The organism is Spiroplasma endosymbiont of Lonchoptera lutea, assembly GCF_964019715.1.
In the GTDB taxonomy this organism is placed as follows: domain Bacteria; phylum Bacillota_I; class Bacilli_A; order Mycoplasmatales; family Nriv7; genus Nriv7.
Window position 1 is genome coordinate 106,019 of sequence record NZ_OZ026463.1, and the last position, 24,034, is coordinate 130,052.

The window sequence follows — 24,034 nt, forward strand, 5'->3', positions numbered from 1 at the left end:
GAATTATGTTGATGTTCATAATTCTACATTTTTAGTTTCCTGAAATGTAAAATTAAAAAGGACACTTATATAAAAAACAAATTGTGTTAATTCTATAATTAAGAAAAGAAAGGAATTAGCACAATGTATAAGTATCTGACTATTGAATCAATAATAGCAATAAAAGAATATAAAAGTTATGGATTTTCTATTCGTAAAATAGCAAAAGCAATTGATTATAGTAAATCAACTGTACACAGAGTTTGTAAATTATTAAATCAAAACTTATTACCATTAGAAATATTGAATCAAGTTCAAAAAAATAAACAAAATGCAGGTAGAAAATTAATAATTTTAACTTTAACAGAAATTAATACTATCAATTATTTGTTAATTACTAAAAATTATGCTCTTGATATAATTGCTGATTTTTTAAAGAAAAATAAAATAAAAAATATTTCAACAAAAACTTTATATAACATGTTTAAAACAAATCGAATGGGTTTTGATGAAAAAAATTTATTGAGAAAAGGCAAAAATAAACCTCATAAACAAAAAGAAACTAGGGGCAGAATTAATAATTGTAAATCTATTCATGAAAGAAATTTAATCATTCCAAATATTAAAAATATACAAGAATTTGGCCATTTAGAGGGAGATACTTTCGTTGGTAAAGATCATAAAAGTTCTATTATTACTTTAGCTGATATATGATCAAAAACCACAATTCCTTTGAAAACTAAAAATCATAAAGCAGAAAGTATTACACAAAGTATAATAAAATTTATTTCAAAATTAATACCAGGAACAATTAAAACTATTACTTTTGATCGTGGTAAAGAATTTAGTAAATGAAAATTAATTGAAAAAAATTGTAATGTTAAAATTTATTTTGCAGATGCCGGAAAACCTTGTCAAAGAGGTTTAAATGAGAACAATAATGGTATTTTAAGAAGATATTTACCAAAATCTACTGATTTATCTTCATATAAACAAAAAGACTTAAATTCTATAGCATTTCAAATTAATTCTACACCCAGAAAATCATTATCTTATAAAAGACCAATAGATTTAATACAATTATTTTAAAAAACTGTCCCATTTATATTTACAATTCAGGAAATAATCAACATGCTTTTTCCAAAAATTAATCTACAGTTTCTTGGTCTTGGGAGTTTAATTATAAACCATTTTACAGCAAAAAAATTCAAATTTTGCTCATTAATTAAATACTAAATCTTTTTTAAACTTATGCTATAATTATGACAAATAAAAAAAAGATTTAGTAGCCAATAACTACTAAACCTATGCACCTTTATAAATATTAAACGACATATTACAAAGGGTTGATAATTTTTAAACCCTATCAAATGGGTTTGTATAATTACCTGAATTGTAAATATAAATGGGACAGTTTTTTAAAATAATTGTATTAAATCTATTGGTCTTTTATAAGATAATGATTTTCTGGGTGTAGAATTAATTTGAAATGCTATAGAATTTAAGTCTTTTTGTTTATATGAAGATAAATCAGTAGATTTTGGTAAATATCTTCTTAAAATACCATTATTGTTCTCATTTAAACCTCTTTGACAAGGTTTTCCGGCATCTGCAAAATAAATTTTAACATTACAATTTTTTTCAATTAATTTTCATTTACTAAATTCTTTACCACGATCAAAAGTAATAGTTTTAATTGTTCCTGGTATTAATTTTGAAATAAATTTTATTATACTTTGTGTAATACTTTCTGCTTTATGATTTTTAGTTTTCAAAGGAATTGTGGTTTTTGATCATATATCAGCTAAAGTAATAATAGAACTTTTATGATCTTTACCAACTATAGTATCTCCCTCTAAATGGCCAAATTCTTGTATATTTTTAATATTTGGAATGATTAAATTTCTTTCATGAATAGATTTACAATTATTAATTCTGCCCCTAGTTTCTTTTTGTTTATGAGGTTTATTTTTGCCTTTTCTCAATAAATTTTTTTCATCAAAACCCATTCGATTTGTTTTAAACATGTTATATAAAGTTTTTGTTGAAATATTTTTTATTTTATTTTTCTTTAAAAAATCAGCAATTATATCAAGAGCATAATTTTTAGTAATTAACAAATGATTGATAGTATTAATTTCTGTTAAAGTTAAAATTATTAATTTTCTACCTGCATTTTGTTTATTTTTTTGAACTTGATTCAATATTTCTAATGGTAATAAGTTTTGATTTAATAATTTACAAACTCTGTGTACAGTTGATTTACTATAATCAATTGCTTTTGCTATTTTACGAATAGAAAATCCATAACTTTTATATTCTTTTATTGCTATTATTGATTCAATAGTCAGATACTTATACATTGTGCTAATTCCTTTCTTTTCTTAATTATAGAATTAACACAATTTGTTTTTTATATAAGTGTCCTTTTTAATTTTACATTTCAGGTTTAAAATTTTTTTAATATGATTAATAAATTTTTTCTCACAAGCAACATGCAAATATCGTTTATCACTAAATAGATGTAAACACCAGCGACATATTTTATAATCTATCGTTCCTTTCAAAATTTAAAAACCCTTTTCATCGCAAGAATTACAGATTCCAACTGTATTTTTATTACCAACAACATAACTTTCGTTGTCGCATTCAATACAAAATATTACTGCCAAAAGAAAACACCCTCTAAAAGTTTGTAGAAAACAAAATCTTGTCATATGTATATGGTTTCTACAAGTTTATTTAAGGTAATGTATAATATTAGTTGTAGTATTAGATAAAATAGTTTATAATAATTAAGTTGTTAAATAAAATACTGTACATTACAATTCCCTTGCTTTATAGGTGCTGATATGTGATGAATTGACAATAAAAAATGTCATAACACCATTTATTTATGCAACTATATTCAAGGAGGAAAAAATATGAGTTTTAATGAATTAAATTTAAAGGAAGATAATATAAGTTTTGATGACTTAAATTTAAATAATAACTTAAAGCGTGCAATTTTAAAGGCGGGTTATGTTAACCCTACTGAAATTCAAAAGAAAACAATTCCGTTAGCATTAGAAAATAAGGACATTATTGGAAAAAGTCATACAGGAACAGGAAAAACTGCTGCTTTCGTATTACCAATCTTAAATAATTTAAATCCAAAACTACGAAGAGTACAAGCAATGATTGTTTGTCCAACAAGAGAGTTAGCATTACAAGTTTTAGATCAAGTAAGAAAATATGCTTTTTATTTAGAAGGAGTTAATGCGACAGCATTATTTGGTGGTTCGGATTTACGAAGACAAATTTATAGTTTAAAAAATAGTAATATTGTTGTTGGGACACCAGGAAGAATTGTTGATCATATTCAACGCAGAACTTTAAGATTGAATGATATTCAAACTGTAGTTTTAGATGAAGCTGATGAAATGTTAAAAATGGGATTCAAACAAGATATTGATAAAATATTTACTAGCATTACATCAAAGTATCAAACATTATTGTTTTCAGCAACAATGAATCGTGCTGTTTTAGAAGTTGCTAATAACTATCAAAATAGTCCGGTTCAAATAAGTATTAAAAGAAATGCTGCGGAATTAAATAATATTAAGCAATATTTTATTAATACAAGAAATACAAGTAAAGATCGCGCGTTGGTGGATTTATTTTTGAAAATTCAACCAAATTTAAGTATTGTTTTTTCTAATACCAAAGCATATACTGAAAGAATTTCTAAAATATTATGAGAAAATGGCATTAAGTCAGCTGTTATTAATGGTGATAAGCGACAAAGTGAAAGAAATAAAGCAATGAATGCTTTTAGAACTAATAAAGTTCAAGTGCTAATTGCTACTGATGTAGCAGCACGGGGAATTGATGTTGATGGGATTGATTATATTTTTAATTATGATTTACCTCGTGAACAAGAAAGTTATGTGCATCGTATTGGAAGAACAGGACGCGCTGGTGAAACCGGAATTGCAATTACATTAGTAAATAATAAAAAAGAATTAATTGGTATTAAAAGATTAGAACAAACTTTAAACATTAAGATTAATCCTTACAATACTTAATACTGAATTTAAGGATATTACAGAAGAACATCATTTTAACTAATGATGTTTTTTACTATCCTGAAATGTAAAATTAAAAAGGACACTTATATAAAAAACAAATTGTGTTAATTCTATAATTAAGAAAAGAAAGGAATTAGCACAATGTATAAGTATCTGACTATTGAATCAATAATAGCAATAAAAGAATATAAAAGTTATGGATTTTCTATTCGTAAAATAGCAAAAGTAATTGATTATAGTAAATCAACTGTACACAGAGTTTGTAAATTATTAAATCAAAACTTATTACCATTAGAAATATTGAATCAAGTTCAAAAAAATAAACAAAATGCAGGTAGAAAATTAATAATTTTAACTTTAACAGAAATTAATACTATCAATCATTTGTTAATTACTAAAAATTATGCTCTTGATATAATTGCTGATTTTTTAAAGAAAAATAAAATAAAAAATATTTCAACAAAAACTTTATATAACATGTTTAAAACAAATCGAATGGGTTTTGATGAAAAAAATTTATTGAGAAAAGGCAAAAATAAACCTCATAAACAAAAAGAAACTAGGGGCAGAATTAATAATTGTAAATCTATTCATGAAAGAAATTTAATCATTCCAAATATTAAAAATATACAAGAATTTGGCCATTTAGAGGGAGATACTATCGTTGGTAAAGATCATAAAAGTTCTATTATTACTTTAGCTGATATATGATCAAAAACCACAATTCCTTTGAAAACTAAAAATCATAAAGCAGAAAGTATTACACAAAGTATAATAAAATTTATTTCAAAACCTGAAATGTAAAATTAAAAAGGACACTTATATAAAAAACAAATTGTGTTAATTCTATAATTAAGAAAAGAAAGGAATTAGCACAATGTATAAGTATCTGACTATTGAATCAATAATAGCAATAAAAGAATATAAAAGTTATGGATTTTCTATTCGTAAAATAGCAAAAGCAATTGATTATAGTAAATCAACTGTACACAGAGTTTGTAAATTATTAAATCAAAACTTATTACCATTAGAAATATTGAATCAAGTTCAAAAAAATAAACAAAATGCAGGTAGAAAATTAATAATTTTAACTTTAACAGAAATTAATACTATCAATCATTTGTTAATTACTAAAAATTATGCTCTTGATATAATTGCTGATTTTTTAAAGAAAAATAAAATAAAAAATATTTCAACAAAAACTTTATATAACATGTTTAAAACAAATCGAATGGGTTTTGATGAAAAAAATTTATTGAGAAAAGGCAAAAATAAACCTCATAAACAAAAAGAAACTAGGGGTAGAATTAATAATTGTAAATCTATTCATGAAAGAAATTTAATCATTCCAAATATTAAAAATATACAAGAATTTGGCCATTTAGAGGGAGATACTATCGTTGGTAAAGATCATAAAAGTTCTATTATTACTTTAGCTGATATATGATCAAAAACCACAATTCCTTTGAAAACTAAAAATCATAAAGCAGAAAGTATTACACAAAGTATAATAAAATTTATTTCAAAATTAATACCAGGAACAATTAAAACTATTACTTTTGATCGTGGTAAAGAATTTAGTAAATGAAAATTAATTGAAAAAAATTGTAATGTTAAAATTTATTTTGCAGATGCCGGAAAACCTTGTCAAAGAGGTTTAAATGAGAACAATAATGGTATTTTAAGAAGATATTTATCAAAATCTACTGATTTATCTTCATATAAACAAAAAGACTTAAATTCTATAGCATTTCAAATTAATTCTACACCCAGAAAATCATTATCTTATAAAAGACCAATAGATTTAATACAATTATTTTAAAAAACTGTCCCATTTATATTTACAATTCAGGAAATTAATACCAGGAACAATTAAAACTATTACTTTTGATCGTGGTAAAGAATTTAGTAAATGAAAATTAATTGAAAAAAATTGTAATGTTAAAATTTATTTTGCAGATGCCGGAAAACCTTGTCAAAGAGGTTTAAATGAGAACAATAATGGTATTTTAAGAAGATATTTACCAAAATCTACTGATTTATCTTCATATAAACAAAAAGACTTAAATTCTATAGCATTTCAAATTAATTCTACACCCAGAAAATCATTATCTTATAAAAGACCAATAGATTTAATACAATTATTTTAAAAAACTGTCCCATTTATATTTACAATTCAGGATTCAATAAACTAAAATTAAATATCAAATTTGCAAAAATTATCAAAATTCATTAAAATTATTAGCAAAGTTAAATACTTTTTATAAATAAGGAGAAACAGATGAAATTTTCAATTATTATTGAACGATTAATAAAAAAATATCATAATTTTAAACTTAATGATATTTCACTTAAAGTTAGTAGTGGCAAGATGCATGCGATTATTGGCGCTAGTGGTAGTGGGAAAACAGTTACGATTAAATCATTAATTGGCGGTATTAATTATGATGGCGGTAAAATTTATATTAATGGTCAAGATGCTAAGAAACCGTTAGCAAAACAAACTATTGGGTATGTTCCCGAGTTTACTAAATTTCCTCGTAATATTACAACTTATCAGTTTTTAAAATCACTAGCTAAAATGAATGGTTTAAAAAATAATCAGATTAAACAAAGATTACAATCATTAATGGAAGAGTTTAATATTTGAGAATTTCGTGATAAAAATATGAATGCTTTTTCTAGTGGTATGAAAAAGAAAGTAATGGTAATTCAGGGAATTATTCATAATCCGGACATTTTAATTTTAGATGAACCGGAAGCAAATTTAGATACAACAACAAGAAAACAAATTTTAGGTTATTTAAGAACACTAGTTAATCAAGGTAAAACAGTCTTTTTTTCAACTCATTTATTAAATGAAGTTAAGGATGTTATTGATGAATGTTCAATTATTTATCGGGGTAATTTATTATATAGTGGACCAATTAGTGGTTTTCAATTAACAAATTCATTTGTTATTGAATGTGAGGATAATGAAGCGATGGTGATATTTTTTAAAGATAATGATATTGACTATTTTTTTAGAGAAGAAAGTAATGATCTTTTCTTTAAATTAAAAAATTCGTTAGAAATTAATAAGATATTTCTTTATGCCATTGAATATAATCTAATTATTTATCGGATTGAGCCATATACGATTGATTTAGATTTCTTTTATAATACTTTAACCAGTGAAAAATTTAATTTGTAAGAAAGGAATAAAATATGAAAATTTTATCAAGTAATAATTTTTTACCGATTTTTAATTTTGCTTTAAGAAAAATATTAGTTTCCTTGTTAACATTAATAATTGAAATTATTACTTTATTAAGTCTTATAATAACAACACTAGTTCTTTTTATTCAATTAGAAAATGATAATGATAGTTTTTTAGTAAATTTTCAATATATTATTTTAGTATTTTTAAATCTATTATTATTTCTTTTTATTGTTTTAAATGTAGTTCGAATTATTAGTGAAGAAATAACTGATGGAACATTTTTGTTATTAATTTCTAAACCTTATTCACGATTTAAAATATTATTTTCTAAATATCTAAGCTTATTATTTGTAGTTTTTTTATTTATTGCAATTAATTTAGGAATAGCTATTTTATTAGGTTATATTATTAGTACTATTAGTAATAAGCATGCCCAGTTTGTTTTACTTTTAAATATGATGACAAAATTAATGCTTTTCTCATTATTTCTTAGTTTTGTTGTGTTAGCAGGTTCAGTATTAACAGCTTTAATATTTTCATCAAATATTGTTTTTTTAATATTAGTTGTTTTTAGCAGTATGTTTTTATTAGGCGGATTGCCATATTCTTTAATTAAAGAAATTAGTAATAAACAAACAGTTAATATTGGTGCGGACACTTTTGATATTAATAATATTAAAGAAATAATCTTATTTAATGATGCTGTCAAAAAACCTGAAAATAACCAAACTAATATTAAAATTCGCTACTCTAAATTAGTAACCGAGATTTTTAATTTTTATAATGAATATGAATATGAACAACTTACAGCAAGGTTAACAGAAATTGATGATAAAAGAAGAGCAATGTATAAAAAATTTGATTTATATACTGATGAAATTAAGACATTTACTGCTGAGGGTAGTGTTACACGATGAACAGGAGATCTTACAAACGAGTTAAAGGATAAAAATGTTAAATTGCATATTCAATTTAAAACATATTTTAAAACATTAGAACAATTAGATACTAGTAATGAATATCAATATGAACTAATACAACTTATTAATAATGATTTATCACCACAAGTTGTTGAACTTACTAAAGATAAAAATGTTTCGTTAATGGAATTAGATATTGACAAAAGTAATTCAACTACTAGTGAAACATATATTGAAGTTAAGAACAAAAAAATGTCTAATTGAAATCCATTTACTGTTTTTAGAGAGAATTATAATTATGAATTTGATGAAAAATTATCTGAAAAATATAATGATTTGTTTAGTAATAAGGTATATTTTGCAATTCAAGAATTAGATAATAATATTTTAGTTAAAGTTCGTCATTTGAAATTATTAACTAATCAATCATTATCAATAAATAAAAATTGGGCTGATTATCAATCATTAATGAAGACATATCGGATTATTAGTTTTCTTAATCTTTTTGAACATTGAAATCAAATGTGAACAACATTTTTAGGATTTAATGATTTCTCTTTTAGCCCCACAGGTAATTCATATATTGATTTTGATAAACAAAAAAATTATTTAAATTCATATCGTGATTTTGAAATTATAACAAATAATAAAGGACAGATTGAGGTTCAAAAGATTAATCACATTTTAAATTCAACAGCAGTAGCTATTGGTTATGGGATATTTGCAATGCTATTAAATATCGGTTCAGTTTTAGTTATTAAACGCCGAGATATTGTTTAGGTTTTCAATAGGATTGCTTCATTTTATGTAATAAAATTTATGTTATAATTAAAATTGAAATGCAGATGTGAGGATTGTAAATAATGAGATTATTTATTAGTTTAAAAGAATGAAATTGATATCATTGATTAATAACCGGTTTAATTTTTCTGTTAATATTTACTCTTATCATATGACAAATATTATTATTTATTTTGCATCAAAGAAAATTTTTAGAAGGTAAAATCATTAATTTTTTAGAAATAATTAAATTATTGCCACTGCGTCAAAGATTATATCGGTTATCAGAAATTGCTAGTTATCATCATGAATTTGAAACAATTTTACCATATTGAATTTTTCTTTATGAAAAGCATAGTCAAGAACTATTAGCATTAATAAATGAATCATTAATAATTTTAAAACAAGATCAGCAAGATATTAAGAAATTTAGTTTATATAAGTTAAAACAATTATTAGCAAAAATTAATAAGTTAAATAAAACATCACGCGCTTTATTATTAGATTATGAAAATGCTCTTAAAATTGAATTAACCCAACGCGAGCAAGCATCATTATATAAAAGTTTTTTTAATCAGTTAGTTAATAATGCTACTAAATTACAAATTCATATGGCAATAAATCCTGAAAAATTAGATTATTTAGTTAATGTTTTACAAAATATGTTATATAACTTTGAAATTGAATTAACTAAAGGAGTATTTTTGAAGTCATATCAAATTCTTGATAAGATTGCTGTTGGTTTAATTTCCTTTACAGAAATTTTAGATAAGATTCCGCAGTTATTAACGATTGTACATAAAGTTATTCCCAAACAATTAAAACAAATGACTACTTTATATATGAATAAAGGTAATGATATTATTTTACAAGAGCAGTTTGTGAATTTATTTGATGATGTTAATCTTCAAGTTCAACAAGTTAAAAAATTGTTAGATAATTTACAGTATAAAAAGGGACAAGTCAGAGTTGAAAAAATTCTGGTTTTGCTAGCTAATTTTAATTATCAAGCACAAAAAGAAAAAGATTTAAAAACAATTTTTTCAACTTACTATGAGTCAATTATTAAAGTAGTTGAATTAATTGAAAATAGTTTTGAAAATTTAAAAAAAGAATTAGTACAAATTGAAACTATTTATTTATTTTTGCCAATGGAAAAAGAAATAATTAATAATAGTCAAAAATTAGTTAAGAATTTAAGTTCACAAATGAATGAATTAATTGTGATTATGAATCAAACAAAAACTAATGCTTATCATCAATTGGTTAAATTACAGGTAAAAATTTTAGAAAATGCTTTAAAAACTCAAGTTCATTTAGAACAAGTGTACAAATTAATAACGCAAAAAACTGAAGAAGAAAAGCAATTAAAACAGTTACTTTCACATTTAGGAATCCTATTAATGCAATTAAATGCTAAGTTAAATAAAATTACTTATCAAAAAATTGCTTATACTTTCAAAGACCGGATTAGTGATGTTTATAACTCATTTTCGGAACTTAAAGAATTAATTAGTATTAGTGATGATTTACAAGAACAAAAGCGATTATTACGCAAGTTATATTTATTAAAAGATAATATTTATAAATTGCATAGTAAAATCAAAAATATTGCCATCATTGATCAACTAATTCAACGAGCAATTGTCTATGGTTATAAATTTTGTGCTATTGATGATAGTGTTAACAATAAAATTAAAAGTGCACAGCTAATTTATAACAATGCTAATTATGAAGATGCATTACAATTAGTATTACAAGCATTAGAATATTCGTATGAACAACGGTTACATAAAAGATTGCAAAAAAGGTAATAGAGAGTAGGAATAATTAAAAATGAATGATACTATTTTAATTCGTTATGGTGAATTATCAACTAAAGGTAAGAATCGGTATTTATTTATTAATCAGTTAGAAAAAAATTTAAAAGCTAAGTTAATCGCATTTAAATATTTAAATATTGTTACAACACATAGTCGGATGTTGATTTATTTAAATGAACATCAAACTAATCCTATTGAAATTGAACAAATTACTAATATTATTAGAAATACTTTTGGAATTACTTCGTTTTCTTTTGCTAAACAAGTTATTAAAGATTTAAATGTTATTCAGAAGGAAATTTTGACATTGATTAGCAATTTAGAATTTAAATCATTTAAATTAGATGTTAATCGGATTGATAAAAAATTTCATTGTACTTCGTTAGAAATAATTAATGTTATTGCTGAATTAATCTTAGATTATAAAAAAGGTTGTCAAGTTAATTTAACAAATCCGCAATTAACGATATATTTAGAAATTCAAATTGATAATATTTTTATTATGTTTGATAAAATTACTGGATTAAAAGGTTATCCTGTTGGTATTGCTGGAAAAGTATTATTACTTATGAGTGGTGGGATTGATTCACCAGTTAGTGCTTATTTATTAATGAAACGCGGATTGGAAGTTCATTATTTACATTTTATAACTCCGCCATATACTAAAGATGAATCATTACAAAAAGTTATTAATTTAGTTAAAACCTTAGGAGTTTATGGCAGTAATGTTGCTTCAAAATTATATATATGCAATTTTAGTAGTTTACAACAAGAGTTAAACCATATTCCTTTATCATCGTATCAGATTACAATTATGCGCCGAATGTTTATGCGTATTGCTAATTATTTAGCAAGAAAATTGCGTATTAAAATTTTAGCAACTGGTGATTCTTTAGGACAAGTAGCATCACAAACAATTGAAAGTTTATCAGTTATTGCTGATGTTAGTGATATGGTAATTTTGCGACCATTAATTACTTATGATAAAAATGAAATTATTAATATTGCTAAAAATATTAATACTTATAAAACATCAATTATTCCTTTTATAGATTGTTGTTCATTATTTGTTCCTCAAAATCCAGTAATTAAACCAATAATTGCTATTGCTAAGAAACAAGAACAAAGGATTTTATGAGAAGAGATTTTAGCATTAACAGTTGAAAATAATATTATAAAACAAGAAATTAATTTTCTTGAAAAAAAGTAGGTGAAAATAATTATTAATTTAAATGTTCATAGTGAGTATTCACTATTAAGTTCACCGTTAAAGTTAAAAGATTATTTTAAGTTTGCAATTAAAAATAATCTTTCGGTTTTAGCATTGACTGATAAGAATACAATGTTTGGGACAATACAATTTTATGAACAATGTCAAAAATATAATATTAAACCAATTATTGGCATTGATATTGATGTGTTAGATATTGCTCGTAATTTGAAATTAGAATTAATTGTTATTGCTAAAAATCAGCAAGGTTATGAACAACTTTGTCTTATTTCTTCAATAATTGCTATTTCTAATAATTCAACAATTAGTTGTGAACAATTATTAGAACATTTAAATGAGATTATTGTTATTTTTAAACCACAAAATACTTTAACAATATCTTTAATAATGCAAGCGGAATATTTAACAAGAATTCAAAAAAAGGCCCACACATATATGGGAATTAATCAGGATAATTTTAGTAATATTCAATATTGAATTGATAGGCAACAATTAGTTGTTCCTTGTAATTTAGTAAAATATTTACAATCGGATGATAATCAAACATTACAGTTAATTGAAGCTATTAAGGAACAAAAATTGTTAGCAGAAACTAGTGTTAATGATTTTAGTAATTATCATTATTTATTATCATTTGATATTTATTGTGAATATGAACAAATATTAATAACTAATTTGGAACAGTTAATTAATAATGTTAATTTACAATTACAATTTAATATTAAGGAAAATATGTTACAGTATGTGCCACCAATTGGTGTGAATAGCAATGAATATTTGCAAAACTTATGTTTACAACGATTACAAAATAATAAAGAAATTAATAATGATTATCGTTATCAACAACGATTATCTTATGAATTATCAATTATTTGTGAAATGGGTTTTGCTAATTATTTTCTTATTGTTTATGATTATGTTAAATATGCTCGTGAGCAAAATATTATGGTTGGTCCGGGAAGAGGCTCTGTTGCTGGTAGTTTGGTAGCATTTTTATTACAAATTTCTACTGTTGACCCAATAAAATATGATTTAATTTTTGAAAGATTTTTAAATCCGCAACGAATATCAATGCCAGATATTGATATTGATTTTCAAGATGATCGTCGCGAAGAAGTAATAAAATATTTAGTTGAAAAATATGGTAAAAATAATGTCGCCCAAATTATTACTTTTCAAACCATTACTTGTAAAATTGCTCTTAAAGATACGGGAAGAGTATTAAATATTCCTTTAGATATTATTGATAAAATCAGTAAAGCGGTGCCATTAGATTTAAATTTAGATTTATCATTAGCTGTTAGTAAAATTGAAATTTTACAAGTGTATATGACACAATATCCGCAGTTATTTTTATTAGCAAAAAAAATTATTGGTTTACCTCGACAATTTGGAACGCATGCTGCTGGTGTTGTTTTATCACAATTACCAATAATGCAAATTGTTCCAATTCAAAAAGGTTATAACAATATCTATTTAACGCAATATTCAATGAATCATTTAGAATCATTAGGATTACTAAAAATGGATCTTTTAGGTTTAAGAAATTTAACAATTTTAAAGCAAATTCTTGATATGATTAATAAAGATTTATCAATGATGATTAGTTTAGATAAAATACCGTTAAATGATAGTAAAACATATCAATTATTAAGTGAAGGATATACGGCGGGGATTTTTCAGTTAGAGTCTAAAGGAATGCAACAAATTTTAATAACCATGCAACCCAAAAATTTAGAAGATATTGTTGTTACAAGTTCATTATTTCGCCCTGGTCCGCAAGAACATATTAAGACATATATTAAAAGAAGATTAAAGCAAGAAGCGGTTTGGTATTTACATCCTGATTTACAACCAATATTAAAAACAACTTATGGAATTATTGTTTATCAAGAACAAATTATTTTAATTGCCCAAAAAATTGCTAATTTTTCATTAGCAAAAGCTGATATTTTAAGAAGAGCAATTAGTAAAAAAAATCAGAACGAGATGACCTTATTAAGTAAAGAATTTATTGCTTCAGGTGTTGCTAATGGTTATGATGAAAAAACTGTTAAGCAAATTTATGATGATATTAATCAGTTTGCTAGTTATGGGTTTAATCGCAGTCATGCGGTGTCATATTCATTATTAGGTTATTGAATGGCTTATTTGAAGGTTAATTATGCATTACAATTTATGTGTGCGTTATTAACTAGTGTGGTTGCTAGTGCTAATAAAATTGAACAGTATCTTAAAGAATGTCAAAGATATCATCTAAAAATATTGCCACCGTCAGTTAATTTTTCAACAGAAAATTTTATTATTGAGAATCATATGATTAGGGTACCGCTCACGATAATTAAGCAAGTGGGAATGGTGATGTATGAAGCAATATATGCTGAAAGAGAAGCAAATGGACAATATACTGATTATTTTTCGTTTGTGGCCAGAATGGTGCTTAAAGGTTTAAATATAAGCATATTAGAAGCATTAATTGCTGCGGGAGCTTTAGATGAATTTAAAATCTCACGAAAAACGATGAAATTAAATATGACACTAGCTTTTCGTTATGCACAATTAATTCAGGTATTAAGGAATGAAAATATCACCCTAAATTATGATTTGGTAGCAATACCTAGTTTAAAACAAGAACCAGATAATTTATTAGAAAAAGCTCAAGATGAGTTAAAATATTTTGGTTTCTATTTACAAACTCATCCTTTATTATTAATTAAAAAGCAATTGCAATTAGAAAAAGAAATTATTAAATTACAAAATCTAGATAAATTGATTAATTGAAAAGTTAAAGTATTGGTTTTTATTAATCGGATTAAACAAATTAAAACTAAAGATGGTCAGTATATGTGTTTTTTAACAGTAAGTGATGATTATGGGACAAGTGATGTGACAGTTTTTAGTAATATATATATGCAATATCAAGAACAACTTAAAGAAAATACTATTGTCTTAATTAATGCTACTGTTGAAAAGTATAATGATAAAATTCATTTAGTTTTACGAACTTTAAAAGTAATAAGTATTTAAAAAAATCTTATCTAAATTAGATAAGATTTTTTTATTCATCACTGTTTTTTACTAATTCCAGAACATTAAGTTTTTTTAAATGATAAGTAGTCATAATATATGTTGATGAATAAATAACTATAATAATAACAAAACTAATTAAAATTACTCATCAAACTAAAGAGAAGGGAATTATTAAAAGAAAGAAATTTTGTAAGATATAAATAAAGATACTTGCTGTTGTTCAAGCTAATAGTACACCACCAATAAAACCAATCAATACGGAGGGAAGAAACATTGTCAGAATTAAGTTATTAATTGTTCGATATTTGTAACCTTGAATTTGTAATATTGCCATCATTTTTGAAAATTGATCTAATGATAAACTAGTAATCATGGTAATGATAATAACTGCAATAATAATGGCATTAGTAATAAATATGGCAATCATACTAGCAGCAACAGTAGCGATTTTTTTAATTAACTCTTGTTTAGTTGATAATAAATCATAGTTGTCAACAGCATTTGTATATGCTCATCCGTCAGCGCTATTATATAAACCATTTGTAGAAAATGTTGAATATCTTGTTGTAATATCAATAAGTTCGCGATTGCTTGAATAACGACCATTGGATCATAAAGCAATGTTATTAAAAGGGTCTTTTTGATAAATATCACTTGATTTAGTATTAGGAACACCAATAATATCATTAGCATAATCTTGGGCCATAAATATTATTGAATCATTATAAGAATTATGGATATCAACAACTTCATATTGATATGGACCATCAACATTACTTTCATTAGCAAAATGGTCAATACCAATTTTCATTTCTTCTGGTTTACTTTGTCAATATGCTGATGAAAGTAAGGTAAATAAATTTTTACCATTAGTTATTAAGTTAAGAGCACTTGAAAAGTCAGAGTTGTTAATGTATTGCTTAGTTTTATTTTTTCAAAAAATGCTATAAGGACGAATTACTCATCACTTATTATTAGTTTCATCAGTAGCAATAATAAATTTATCTTGGTGCCCCGTAGGTAATTGTTTAGCTTCTAAAGTTTCAAAGTAATTATTAGTTGTTGCACTAATGCCTTGATAGATAATATTACCATTGTTATCTTTAATGTCATTTTTAGGTAATCGTAAGATGACATCATTAAGATTACGATAAGTTTTAGCATTAGAATATTGTTGGGCAATGTCCTTATCATTCTCGTTAGTACCTTGATAACCATAACGATTTGTTCAACCATAAGTTACTTTGTCGCTAGCACTAGTAAATTTATCATTAGGCATTTTTCAAATATTTTCCGTGTTAGGTTGGGGTTGTCATTTACCATTAATAAATTCTTGATTTTTTGAATTATAACCTCATCAGTTATTAGGAATTTTATTTCATTTGTTTTCATTAGTAGTATATTGTAAACAACGAGTTATATTTGTAAAATCAATAATATTACCCACATTTAAATGATGCTTAATTTGTAAAGATTTATTAATGATAATGGGAATAATAATTTTATTATTAATAGTTTTAATTGTTTTTAGTTTATTTTGTAATTCATCAGATATTTTAACCATTTTATTATTTGGTTTAATACCGTGGGTTTTAATATTTTCATTGTTAATTTTTGAATTATAGTGCGTTAATAATTCATCTTCTAAGGGATTATAAGGTAAAGTATTAAAACCAATTGCAAAGCGATTTTTTGTTTTAGCATTATTTAAATATTTTTTAACAAAAGAAGGCATTTCACTGGCAATAACATTTTCCACACATTGTCTTCAATCTTGGTTATTGTCAATATCATTTGTACCATTAGCAATTAGATTAAAAATGGGACAAACAATATTGGAGACAGCATTCATTGCTGCTGTCCCATGATATTTATTTATTATCCATTGCTTCTAGTCATCCTAATGAAATTGCTTTTCCTGAAAAATCAAACATATTGTAGCTAATTTGATTAATGATATCAGAAAGATTAATACTATTAGGTGATTTTGGATTATCAATATTAGTTCAGATAGCATCATTTTTTTGTTTCCTGAATTGTAAATATAAATGGGACAGTTTTTTAAAATAATTGTATTAAATCTATTGGTCTTTTATAAGATAATGATTTTCTGGGTGTAGAATTAATTTGAAATGCTATAGAATTTAAGTCTTTTTGTTTATATGAAGATAAATCAGTAGATTTTGGTAAATATCTTCTTAAAATACCATTATTGTTCTCATTTAAACCTCTTTGACAAGGTTTGCCGGCATCTGCAAAATAAATTTTAACATTACAATTTTTTTCAATTAATTTTCATTTACTAAATTCTTTACCACGATCAAAAGTAATAGTTTTAATTGTTCCTGGTATTAATTTTGAAATAAATTTTATTATACTTTGTGTAATACTTTCTGCTTTATGATTTTTAGTTTTCAAAGGAATTGTGGTTTTTGATCATAGATCAGCTAAAGTAATAATAGAACTTTTATGATCTTTACCAACGATAGTATCTCCCTCTAAATGGCCAAATTCTTGTATATTTTTAATATTTGGAATGATTAAATTTCTTTCATGAATAGATTTACAATTATTAATTCTGCCCCTAGTTTCTTTTTGTTTATGAGGTTTATTTTTGCCTTTTCTCAATAAATTTTTTTCATCAAAACCCATTCGATTTGTTTTAAACATGTTATATAAAGTTTTTGTTGAAATATTTTTTATTTTATTTTTCTTTAAAAAATCAGCAATTATATCAAGAGCATAATTTTTAGTAATTAACAAATGATTGATAGTATTAATTTCTGTTAAAGTTAAAATTATTAATTTTCTACCTGCATTTTGTTTATTTTTTTGAACTTGATTCAATATTTCTAATGGTAATAAGTTTTGATTTAATAATTTACAAACTCTGTGTACAGTTGATTTACTATAATCAATTGCTTTGGATTGGCAACCCTTTTTAGGACACTTTTTATGTAGACTGGTATTTTCTAAATTCAACGGGAGTTAAATAATTTAAACTGCCATGAATTCGAATATTGTTATATCAATTAACAAAATCAAATAGTTCGCATTTTAGTTGTGTTAAGTTTGCAAATTTTTTACCGTTAATAAATTCGGTTTTAAAGGTTTTGTAAGTTGCTTCAGCAACAGCATTATCATATGGGCATCCTTTGGAGCTTAATGATCTTTTAATTTTAAAGGTTATTAAAATTTCATCAATAATTTTATTTTTAAACTCATTACCACGATCAGTATGAAATAAAGTTATTTTATTTAATGGTCGTGTTATCTTGTGAAAAGCTTGTTGAACTAATTCAGCAGTTTTATTTGGCCCAGCACTATAGCCAATTACTTCGCGATTAAACAAGTCAATTAATAAACAAATATAATGTCATTTAGTGCCAACTTGAACATATGTTAAATCACTAACAACAACTTCATTTGGTTTTTTGTCATTAAATTGACGATTTAAAATATTATTAATTTCGTCATTATTAACTGTTTTTTTATGATTACAATATTTTAACTTGGTGTATTTAGAAACCAAATTATTTTTGATCATAATGAATCGGATTTTTCGTCGTGATAAAATGATATTTTTTCTTATTAAAACAGCTTTAATTTTACGAGCACCATAAATCTTGCGACTTTTATTAAATGCACTGATAACTTCTTGTTCATAATTATTAACATCAAACTTGGTGCATTTATTAGTTTGATAATAATATGTTGATTTTAGTAAACCTAAAATCTTACATATTTTCCTCACTGAATATTTATTTTTGTTGTTATTAATTATTGTTATTTTTTCCCGATTATCAGTGCTGCTTGCTTTAAAATGTCATTTTCCATCCGTAATTGTTGGTTTTCTTTTCGCAAGTAAATTAATTCATTTTCTTCGACAGTGCGATTATCTTTTGCTTTAAATGACCCAGAATTATTATAATTTTTAATTCAACTATAAATAGTTGGTTTTGGTAAATTATATTCTTTCCCTAAATTAATAACACTTTTGTCATTTTTGTATAGCATTACAATTTGTTTTTTAAATTCTTCAGAGTATGAGGTTTTATTTCCCATTTTTATATTCCTTCTTTCTTAATAATTTTGAAGTCTATATAATTATGGTCCAACTTATTGTAGCCTATCCACTTTTGCTATTTTACGAATAGAAAATCCATAACTTTTATATTCTTTTATTGCTATTATTGATTCAATAGTCAGATACTTATACATTGTGCTAATTCCTTTCTTTTCTTAATTATAGAATTAACACAATTTGTTTTTTATATAAGTGTCCTTTTTAATTTTACATTTCAGGTTTCATATATTCAGAAATTAAACGATTTTCACCAATTGGATACATTGGATCAGTAGTTTCATATTCAATTCCTTGTCAAGGAAAGAAATTATAGCGATTTAAGGGCATATTATTAATTCCTTGATAAAATTCAACACTAGTTTGATAGTTGATATCATGATAATATGATTTGTCTAGTGATAAAATATTAATCGGAATTAGTAACGATAACGAGATAGTAAACGAAGCAATAAGAATTGTTAAGGCCATTAAAAAAAGTTTTTTATAAGAAACAGCAGCTAAAATAATACGAAAACGAGTTTTAAAACTACTAAAAGCAAAATAGCGATGATAAATTTTTAAGCTGAATTATACTTGTAAGTGCAAGTAAATAAAATTGCAAAAGATTTCATATAAAAATTTCATGATGCTAAGTTTATTTTAGAAAAAGTAAATTTAAGGAGTTTTTATATGGGATACAAACATCTTGGCATAGATGAAAGAATTTATATTGAGAATCAATTGAAATTTAAAGTAAAAATTAGTGAAATAGCTAAAAATCTTAATCGAAGTATTAGTACTATTAATCGAGAAGTTAATAGAAATAAAGATAATAATCATTATTTTTCATTAATTGCACAAAATAAAGCAGAAAATAGAAAACAATTACATGTTTATTTTCATAAATTTAAAAATAGAGAATTAGTAAAATATGTACAACAAAAATTATTATTAGGTTGATCGCCTGAACAAATTTATGGCAGAATTAAAAATTTTCATCAAGAATGAATTATTAGTTTTAAAACAATTTACAATTGAATTTATTCTGGATTACTTGAAAAGGTTACTAGTAAAAATTTAAGAAGAAAAGGTAAGAAACGAAAATCTCAAGAAAATCGGGGTAAATTTAATGGTAAATCCATTAAAGAACGAAATGTTAATAATCGCATAACTCTTGGCCATTGAGAAGGTGATACTGTAGTATCATCACGAGGTAAAAGTAAATCATGTTTAATAACTTTAGTTGAAAGAACATCAAGATTTACTTTAGCAATATTAGTTGAAAATAGAACTACTAAAGTTATTAACAAAAATATTAGTCATTATTTATCAATTCTTCCAAATAATCTTGTTAAGACTATAACATTTGATAGGGGTAAAGAATTTGCTAATTGACAACAACTTGAAAAAAATTTAAATGTGAAAATTTATTTTGCTGATGCATATTCGCCTTGACAAAGAGGTACTAATGAAAATACTAATGGTTTAATTAGAGAAAAATTTCCTAAAAAATTTAATTTTTCAAACACTACTAAAAATGCAGTTCATAAATTTATATTGTCTTTAAACCAAAGACCAAGAAAAATACTAAATTATCTTTCGCCAATCGAATATTTGGTTAGAAAAATAATTTAGTTGCACTTAACTTTACAATTTGGCTTAAAATAAATTTTGATGATTTATTATAGTTAATCTGAGAATGAAATAGTTCACTAATTGGGATATTAATAGCTTTTAAAACTATGACACTAGCACAAGTGATTGTTAAGATGGCAAGAACAAAAAAACCAATCGCTAAACTAGTAAAATCAAGGTAGATGGTGTTATTAGGAATAATAAACATACTACTAAAAATTTCTATAATTGCAATTTGACCAATAGTACCTAAAAATCAACCAATTGGTAAGGCAATACAACAACTAAGAATAGCATAAACTCAATATGATGAAGTAATAGCAAATTTTGAATAACCTAATGCTCTTAGAGTTCCAATTTGCTGATAATTTCTTTCTACGGCTTTTTTAATTATTAGAGAAAAAATTAAAAAACTAATAATGGCAATGAATATAGTAGTAATACTAATAATTATTTTATAACCTGAATTGTAAATATAAATGGGACAGTTTTTTAAAATAATTGTATTAAATCTATTGGTCTTTTATAAGATAATGATTTTCTGGGTGTAGAATTAATTTGAAATGCTATAGAATTTAAGTCTTTTTGTTTATATGAAGATAAATCAGTAGATTTTGGTAAATATCTTCTTAAAATACCATTATTGTTCTCATTTAAACCTCTTTGACAAGGTTTGCCGGCATCTGCAAAATAAATTTTAACATTACAATTTTTTTCAATTAATTTTCATTTACTAAATTCTTTACCACGATCAAAAGTAATAGTTTTAATTGTTCCTGGTATTAATTTTGAAATAAATTTTATTATACTTTGTGTAATACTTTCTGCTTTATGATTTTTAGTTTTCAAAGGAATTGTGGTTTTTGATCATATATCAGCTAAAGTAATAATAGAACTTTTATGATCTTTACCAACGATAGTATCTCCCTCTAAATGGCCAAATTCTTGTATATTTTTAATATTTGGAATGATTAAATTTCTTTCATGAATAGATTTACAATTATTAATTCTGCCCTTAGTTTCTTTTTGTTTATGAGGTTTATTTTTGCCTTTTCTCAATAAATTTTTTTCATCAAAACCCATTCGATTTGTTTTAAACATGTTATATAAAGTTTTTGTTGAAATATTTTTTATTTTATTTTTCTTTAAAAAATCAGCAATTATATCAAGAGCATAATTTTTAGTAATTAACAAATGATTGATAGTATTAATTTCTGTTAAAGTTAAAATTATTAATTTTCTACCTGCATTTTGTTTATTTTTTTGAACTTGATTCAATATTTCTAATGGTAATAAGTTTTGATTTAATAATTTACAAACTCTGTGTACAGTTGATTTACTATAATTAATTGCTTTTGCTATTTTACGAATAGAAAATCCATAACTTTTATATTCTTTTATTGCTATTATTGATTCAATAGTCAGATACGGACGCATAAAGTTTTGTTAGGTATGAAAAGATTTGAATAAGTATTAAGACAGTCAGCAATGATTGTCTTTTTATTTTATAAGGTGTTAAAAATTTGTTCTTTGAAAATTAAATACAAGTGAATTAATAATGTTGGTATGTATTAAAGCACGATAAATTGTGGGTGGTCGCCATAACCAAAAGAAGTTTTACCAGTTGATAGATAACATCCTATTAGCTATAGCAATTTGTTTCATTTTGCAATAAAAAAATGAATGGGTGGATTTCCTAAAAATATACACGCTATTAAATTAGTTCCAAGGGTAGGATGCGGATGTTAAAGTGTAGAAATTTCTATATAGGGGTATACTAAGTTTAAAATTATTAAAATCTTTATCTAATTAAAAAAACAAAATTTACTAACAAAGCTTGTTAAACACTTAAATCTGCGATATATAAGTGTTTAAAAAACTTAGTCAACTAACTTAGTTAATGTAACTTAGTTTATAACAAATAAGAAAGGTAATTTATTATGAAAAACATTGAAAACATTTTCTTAAATACTAAAAAATATCTCTTAAAAGAAACACAAAACGCAATGTTTATTAAAGCACCTAAAATTCCATGATTTAATGAACAAATCGGCATTTGGTTTCCAAAGCGATTTGTTTATAAAGGAAAATATGAAAATTCGATTTGTATTGGAATAATAAAAGATAGTAAATATCAAGTAATTTCAATTAATCAACAAGAGCAAGAAACCAAGTTAATTAAAGGACAAGAATTATTAGGCTTCTTCATTGCCGAAAAAGAAAACAACAAAAAAGATATAAATTATAACTATTTTAAAGGAGCTTAAAAATGAATATTGCAATTGGACTAATATTTATTATTATCAGCATTATGCTGTCAGCATATTTTGCTTATAAAATTTATGCCAAAATAAAAATTAGAATTAAATATAAAAATGCCATTAAAAATAATACTGGTAATTTCACAAAAGACGAAAAAGTGTTTATTGCTCGCTTTGAAGAATGAGTTAAAACCCCTAATTCAAAAGAAAATAATGCGGATAAAAAATAATGTTTTGAGAAATTATTATGGAATTTTTAAAACTGTTTGTTCCGATAGAAAAAATGCCTGCACAAGTTGCGTTTATTGCCGGATTAATTATTATCATTACTTTTCTTTTCGCATTAATTTCAATTATATATTTACCAATAAAAATGATTTTTGGGAGATAAAAAATGACAATAAACTTAAAAGAATTTGATTGAGAACAAATCAAACAAACTTTCTGAGATTTATTTATTCAAATTACAACTATTCCGGCTCATATTAGTGGTGGTAAAGAAATTGATTTAACTCAAGAAACACTTTGACTTTTAATAGCAAACATTGCTTTTTGATTCTTAACAGCGATTATGGTGTGATTTATTTTAATGCTACTTTGAAAAACCATATCAGTATTTAGATAGGGAAAAAATTAATGTCAAGAAGTTACATCGTGATGCATTCTCGAAGAAAATCAAAATTAATTAGGAAAAAATGCAATCGTGTTAAGGTTAATCGTGGTTTTAACAAATTTAAGAAAAACTTTTAATATAAATGATGAATGTTTTAAAAAGAAAGGGGGTGATTATATGATTGGAACTTTATTGGCAGATGCACCAGCAACAGTAGAAAAAATAACAGCCAGTGACGCAATGACTAAATTATGAAATGCGATCATAACAGCGTTTACTAAAATATGAGAAATTATTGCTGTTAATATGCCACAAGTCGGTAACTTCTTTGCTGACTACTGAATATTCATTTTTCCATTTATTTTGGCAATATTCTTTATTTGCTTTAAAATGTTTGAAAAATTACTTGGAGCAGTACGCTAAC

General features: G+C 24.3%; 19 protein-coding genes and 2 pseudogenes. 15 read left to right on the forward strand and 6 right to left on the reverse strand.

Going from position 1 to position 24,034, the window contains the following annotated elements:
- The first annotated feature begins 123 nt into the window (after positions 1-123).
- Positions 124-1,068: an IS30 family transposase gene (locus tag AACK97_RS00545; protein ID WP_338967921.1), complete on the forward strand. Its 945-nt coding sequence runs from the start codon at positions 124-126 to the stop codon at positions 1,066-1,068.
- A gap of 329 nt (positions 1,069-1,397) precedes the next feature.
- Here AACK97_RS00545 and AACK97_RS00550 read toward each other — a convergent pair whose 3' ends face one another.
- Positions 1,398-2,342 carry an IS30 family transposase gene (locus tag AACK97_RS00550; RefSeq protein WP_338966714.1) on the reverse strand — a complete coding sequence of 315 codons (945 nt, stop codon included), beginning with the start codon at positions 2,340-2,342 and terminating at the stop codon, positions 1,398-1,400.
- Between the two features lie 561 nt (positions 2,343-2,903).
- Here AACK97_RS00550 and AACK97_RS00555 point away from each other — a divergent pair.
- The 9 genes and pseudogenes from AACK97_RS00555 (at position 2,904) to AACK97_RS00590 (ending at position 15,032) form a co-directional block, all read left to right on the forward strand.
- A complete protein-coding gene (locus AACK97_RS00555) occupies positions 2,904-4,046 on the forward strand; it encodes a DEAD/DEAH box helicase (protein WP_338967922.1) in 1,143 nt (380 codons plus the stop codon).
- A 144-nt stretch (positions 4,047-4,190) separates the two neighbouring features.
- Positions 4,191-4,841: pseudogene (locus tag AACK97_RS00560) on the forward strand (IS30 family transposase); the annotation flags it as partial.
- A gap of 85 nt (positions 4,842-4,926) precedes the next feature.
- On the forward strand, positions 4,927-5,871 hold the full coding sequence (locus tag AACK97_RS00565) for an IS30 family transposase (RefSeq protein ID WP_338967731.1): 945 nt from the start codon (positions 4,927-4,929) through the stop codon (positions 5,869-5,871).
- A 31-nt stretch (positions 5,872-5,902) separates the two neighbouring features.
- Positions 5,903-6,199 (forward strand): annotated as a pseudogene (locus tag AACK97_RS07590) (IS30 family transposase); the annotation flags it as partial.
- A gap of 131 nt (positions 6,200-6,330) precedes the next feature.
- A complete protein-coding gene (locus AACK97_RS00570) occupies positions 6,331-7,242 on the forward strand; it encodes an ABC transporter ATP-binding protein (protein WP_338967924.1) in 912 nt (303 codons plus the stop codon).
- Between the two features lie 14 nt (positions 7,243-7,256).
- A complete protein-coding gene (locus AACK97_RS00575; RefSeq protein ID WP_338967926.1) occupies positions 7,257-8,951 on the forward strand; it encodes an ABC transporter permease in 1,695 nt (564 codons plus the stop codon).
- A gap of 83 nt (positions 8,952-9,034) precedes the next feature.
- Positions 9,035-10,765 (forward strand): septation ring formation regulator EzrA, encoded by a 1,731-nt coding sequence (locus AACK97_RS00580; RefSeq protein WP_338967927.1) that lies wholly within the window; start codon positions 9,035-9,037, stop codon positions 10,763-10,765.
- A gap of 22 nt (positions 10,766-10,787) precedes the next feature.
- Positions 10,788-11,984: a tRNA uracil 4-sulfurtransferase ThiI gene (gene thiI, locus AACK97_RS00585; protein WP_338967929.1), complete on the forward strand. Its 1,197-nt coding sequence runs from the start codon at positions 10,788-10,790 to the stop codon at positions 11,982-11,984.
- Positions 11,985-15,032, forward strand: a complete 3,048-nt coding sequence (locus tag AACK97_RS00590) for a DNA polymerase III subunit alpha (protein ID WP_338967931.1) — start codon at positions 11,985-11,987, stop codon at positions 15,030-15,032. It begins immediately after the preceding gene.
- Between the two features lie 31 nt (positions 15,033-15,063).
- Here the strand turns inward: AACK97_RS00590 and AACK97_RS00595 are convergent, their stop codons facing one another.
- From AACK97_RS00595 to AACK97_RS00610, 4 genes are all read right to left on the reverse strand, one after another.
- Positions 15,064-16,887, reverse strand: a complete 1,824-nt coding sequence (locus AACK97_RS00595) for an ABC transporter permease (protein ID WP_338967932.1) — start codon at positions 16,885-16,887, stop codon at positions 15,064-15,066.
- Between the two features lie 209 nt (positions 16,888-17,096).
- A complete protein-coding gene (locus AACK97_RS00600; protein ID WP_338967933.1) occupies positions 17,097-18,017 on the reverse strand; it encodes an IS30 family transposase in 921 nt (306 codons plus the stop codon).
- Positions 17,989-19,100, reverse strand: a protein-coding gene (locus AACK97_RS00605) for an IS3 family transposase (RefSeq protein WP_338967935.1) whose coding sequence is annotated in 2 segments (ribosomal slippage) — positions 17,989-18,857 and positions 18,857-19,100 — 1,113 coding nt in all. Because the reading frame shifts where the segments join, the coding sequence is not laid out codon by codon here. Before AACK97_RS00605 ends, AACK97_RS00600 begins: the two co-directional genes overlap by 29 nt.
- 229 nt (positions 19,101-19,329) lie before the next feature.
- The gene (locus AACK97_RS00610) at positions 19,330-19,590 is read right to left on the reverse strand and encodes a hypothetical protein (protein WP_338967936.1); all 261 of its coding nucleotides are present in this window, start codon (positions 19,588-19,590) and stop codon (positions 19,330-19,332) included.
- A gap of 201 nt (positions 19,591-19,791) precedes the next feature.
- Between AACK97_RS00610 and AACK97_RS00615 the strand changes: the two genes are divergently transcribed.
- Positions 19,792-20,736 carry an IS30 family transposase gene (locus AACK97_RS00615; RefSeq protein WP_338966716.1) on the forward strand — a complete coding sequence of 315 codons (945 nt, stop codon included), beginning with the start codon at positions 19,792-19,794 and terminating at the stop codon, positions 20,734-20,736.
- A 492-nt stretch (positions 20,737-21,228) separates the two neighbouring features.
- Here AACK97_RS00615 and AACK97_RS00620 read toward each other — a convergent pair whose 3' ends face one another.
- Positions 21,229-22,173 carry an IS30 family transposase gene (locus AACK97_RS00620; protein WP_338967937.1) on the reverse strand — a complete coding sequence of 315 codons (945 nt, stop codon included), beginning with the start codon at positions 22,171-22,173 and terminating at the stop codon, positions 21,229-21,231.
- A gap of 503 nt (positions 22,174-22,676) precedes the next feature.
- On the opposite strand from AACK97_RS00620, the gene AACK97_RS00625 reads away from it, so the two are divergent.
- The 4 genes from AACK97_RS00625 (at position 22,677) to AACK97_RS00640 (ending at position 24,033) form a co-directional block, all read left to right on the forward strand.
- Positions 22,677-23,003 carry a hypothetical protein gene (locus AACK97_RS00625; protein ID WP_338967359.1) on the forward strand — a complete coding sequence of 109 codons (327 nt, stop codon included), beginning with the start codon at positions 22,677-22,679 and terminating at the stop codon, positions 23,001-23,003.
- A gap of 2 nt (positions 23,004-23,005) precedes the next feature.
- Complete coding sequence (locus AACK97_RS00630; RefSeq protein WP_338967361.1) at positions 23,006-23,227, forward strand: hypothetical protein; 222 nt, start codon at positions 23,006-23,008, stop codon at positions 23,225-23,227.
- 164 nt (positions 23,228-23,391) lie between these two features.
- Positions 23,392-23,622 carry a hypothetical protein gene (locus AACK97_RS00635; RefSeq protein WP_338967363.1) on the forward strand — a complete coding sequence of 77 codons (231 nt, stop codon included), beginning with the start codon at positions 23,392-23,394 and terminating at the stop codon, positions 23,620-23,622.
- A 165-nt stretch (positions 23,623-23,787) separates the two neighbouring features.
- Positions 23,788-24,033, forward strand: coding sequence for a hypothetical protein (locus AACK97_RS00640; RefSeq protein WP_338967366.1), 246 nt, complete (start codon positions 23,788-23,790; stop codon positions 24,031-24,033).
- Position 24,034: the final 1 nt, after the last annotated feature.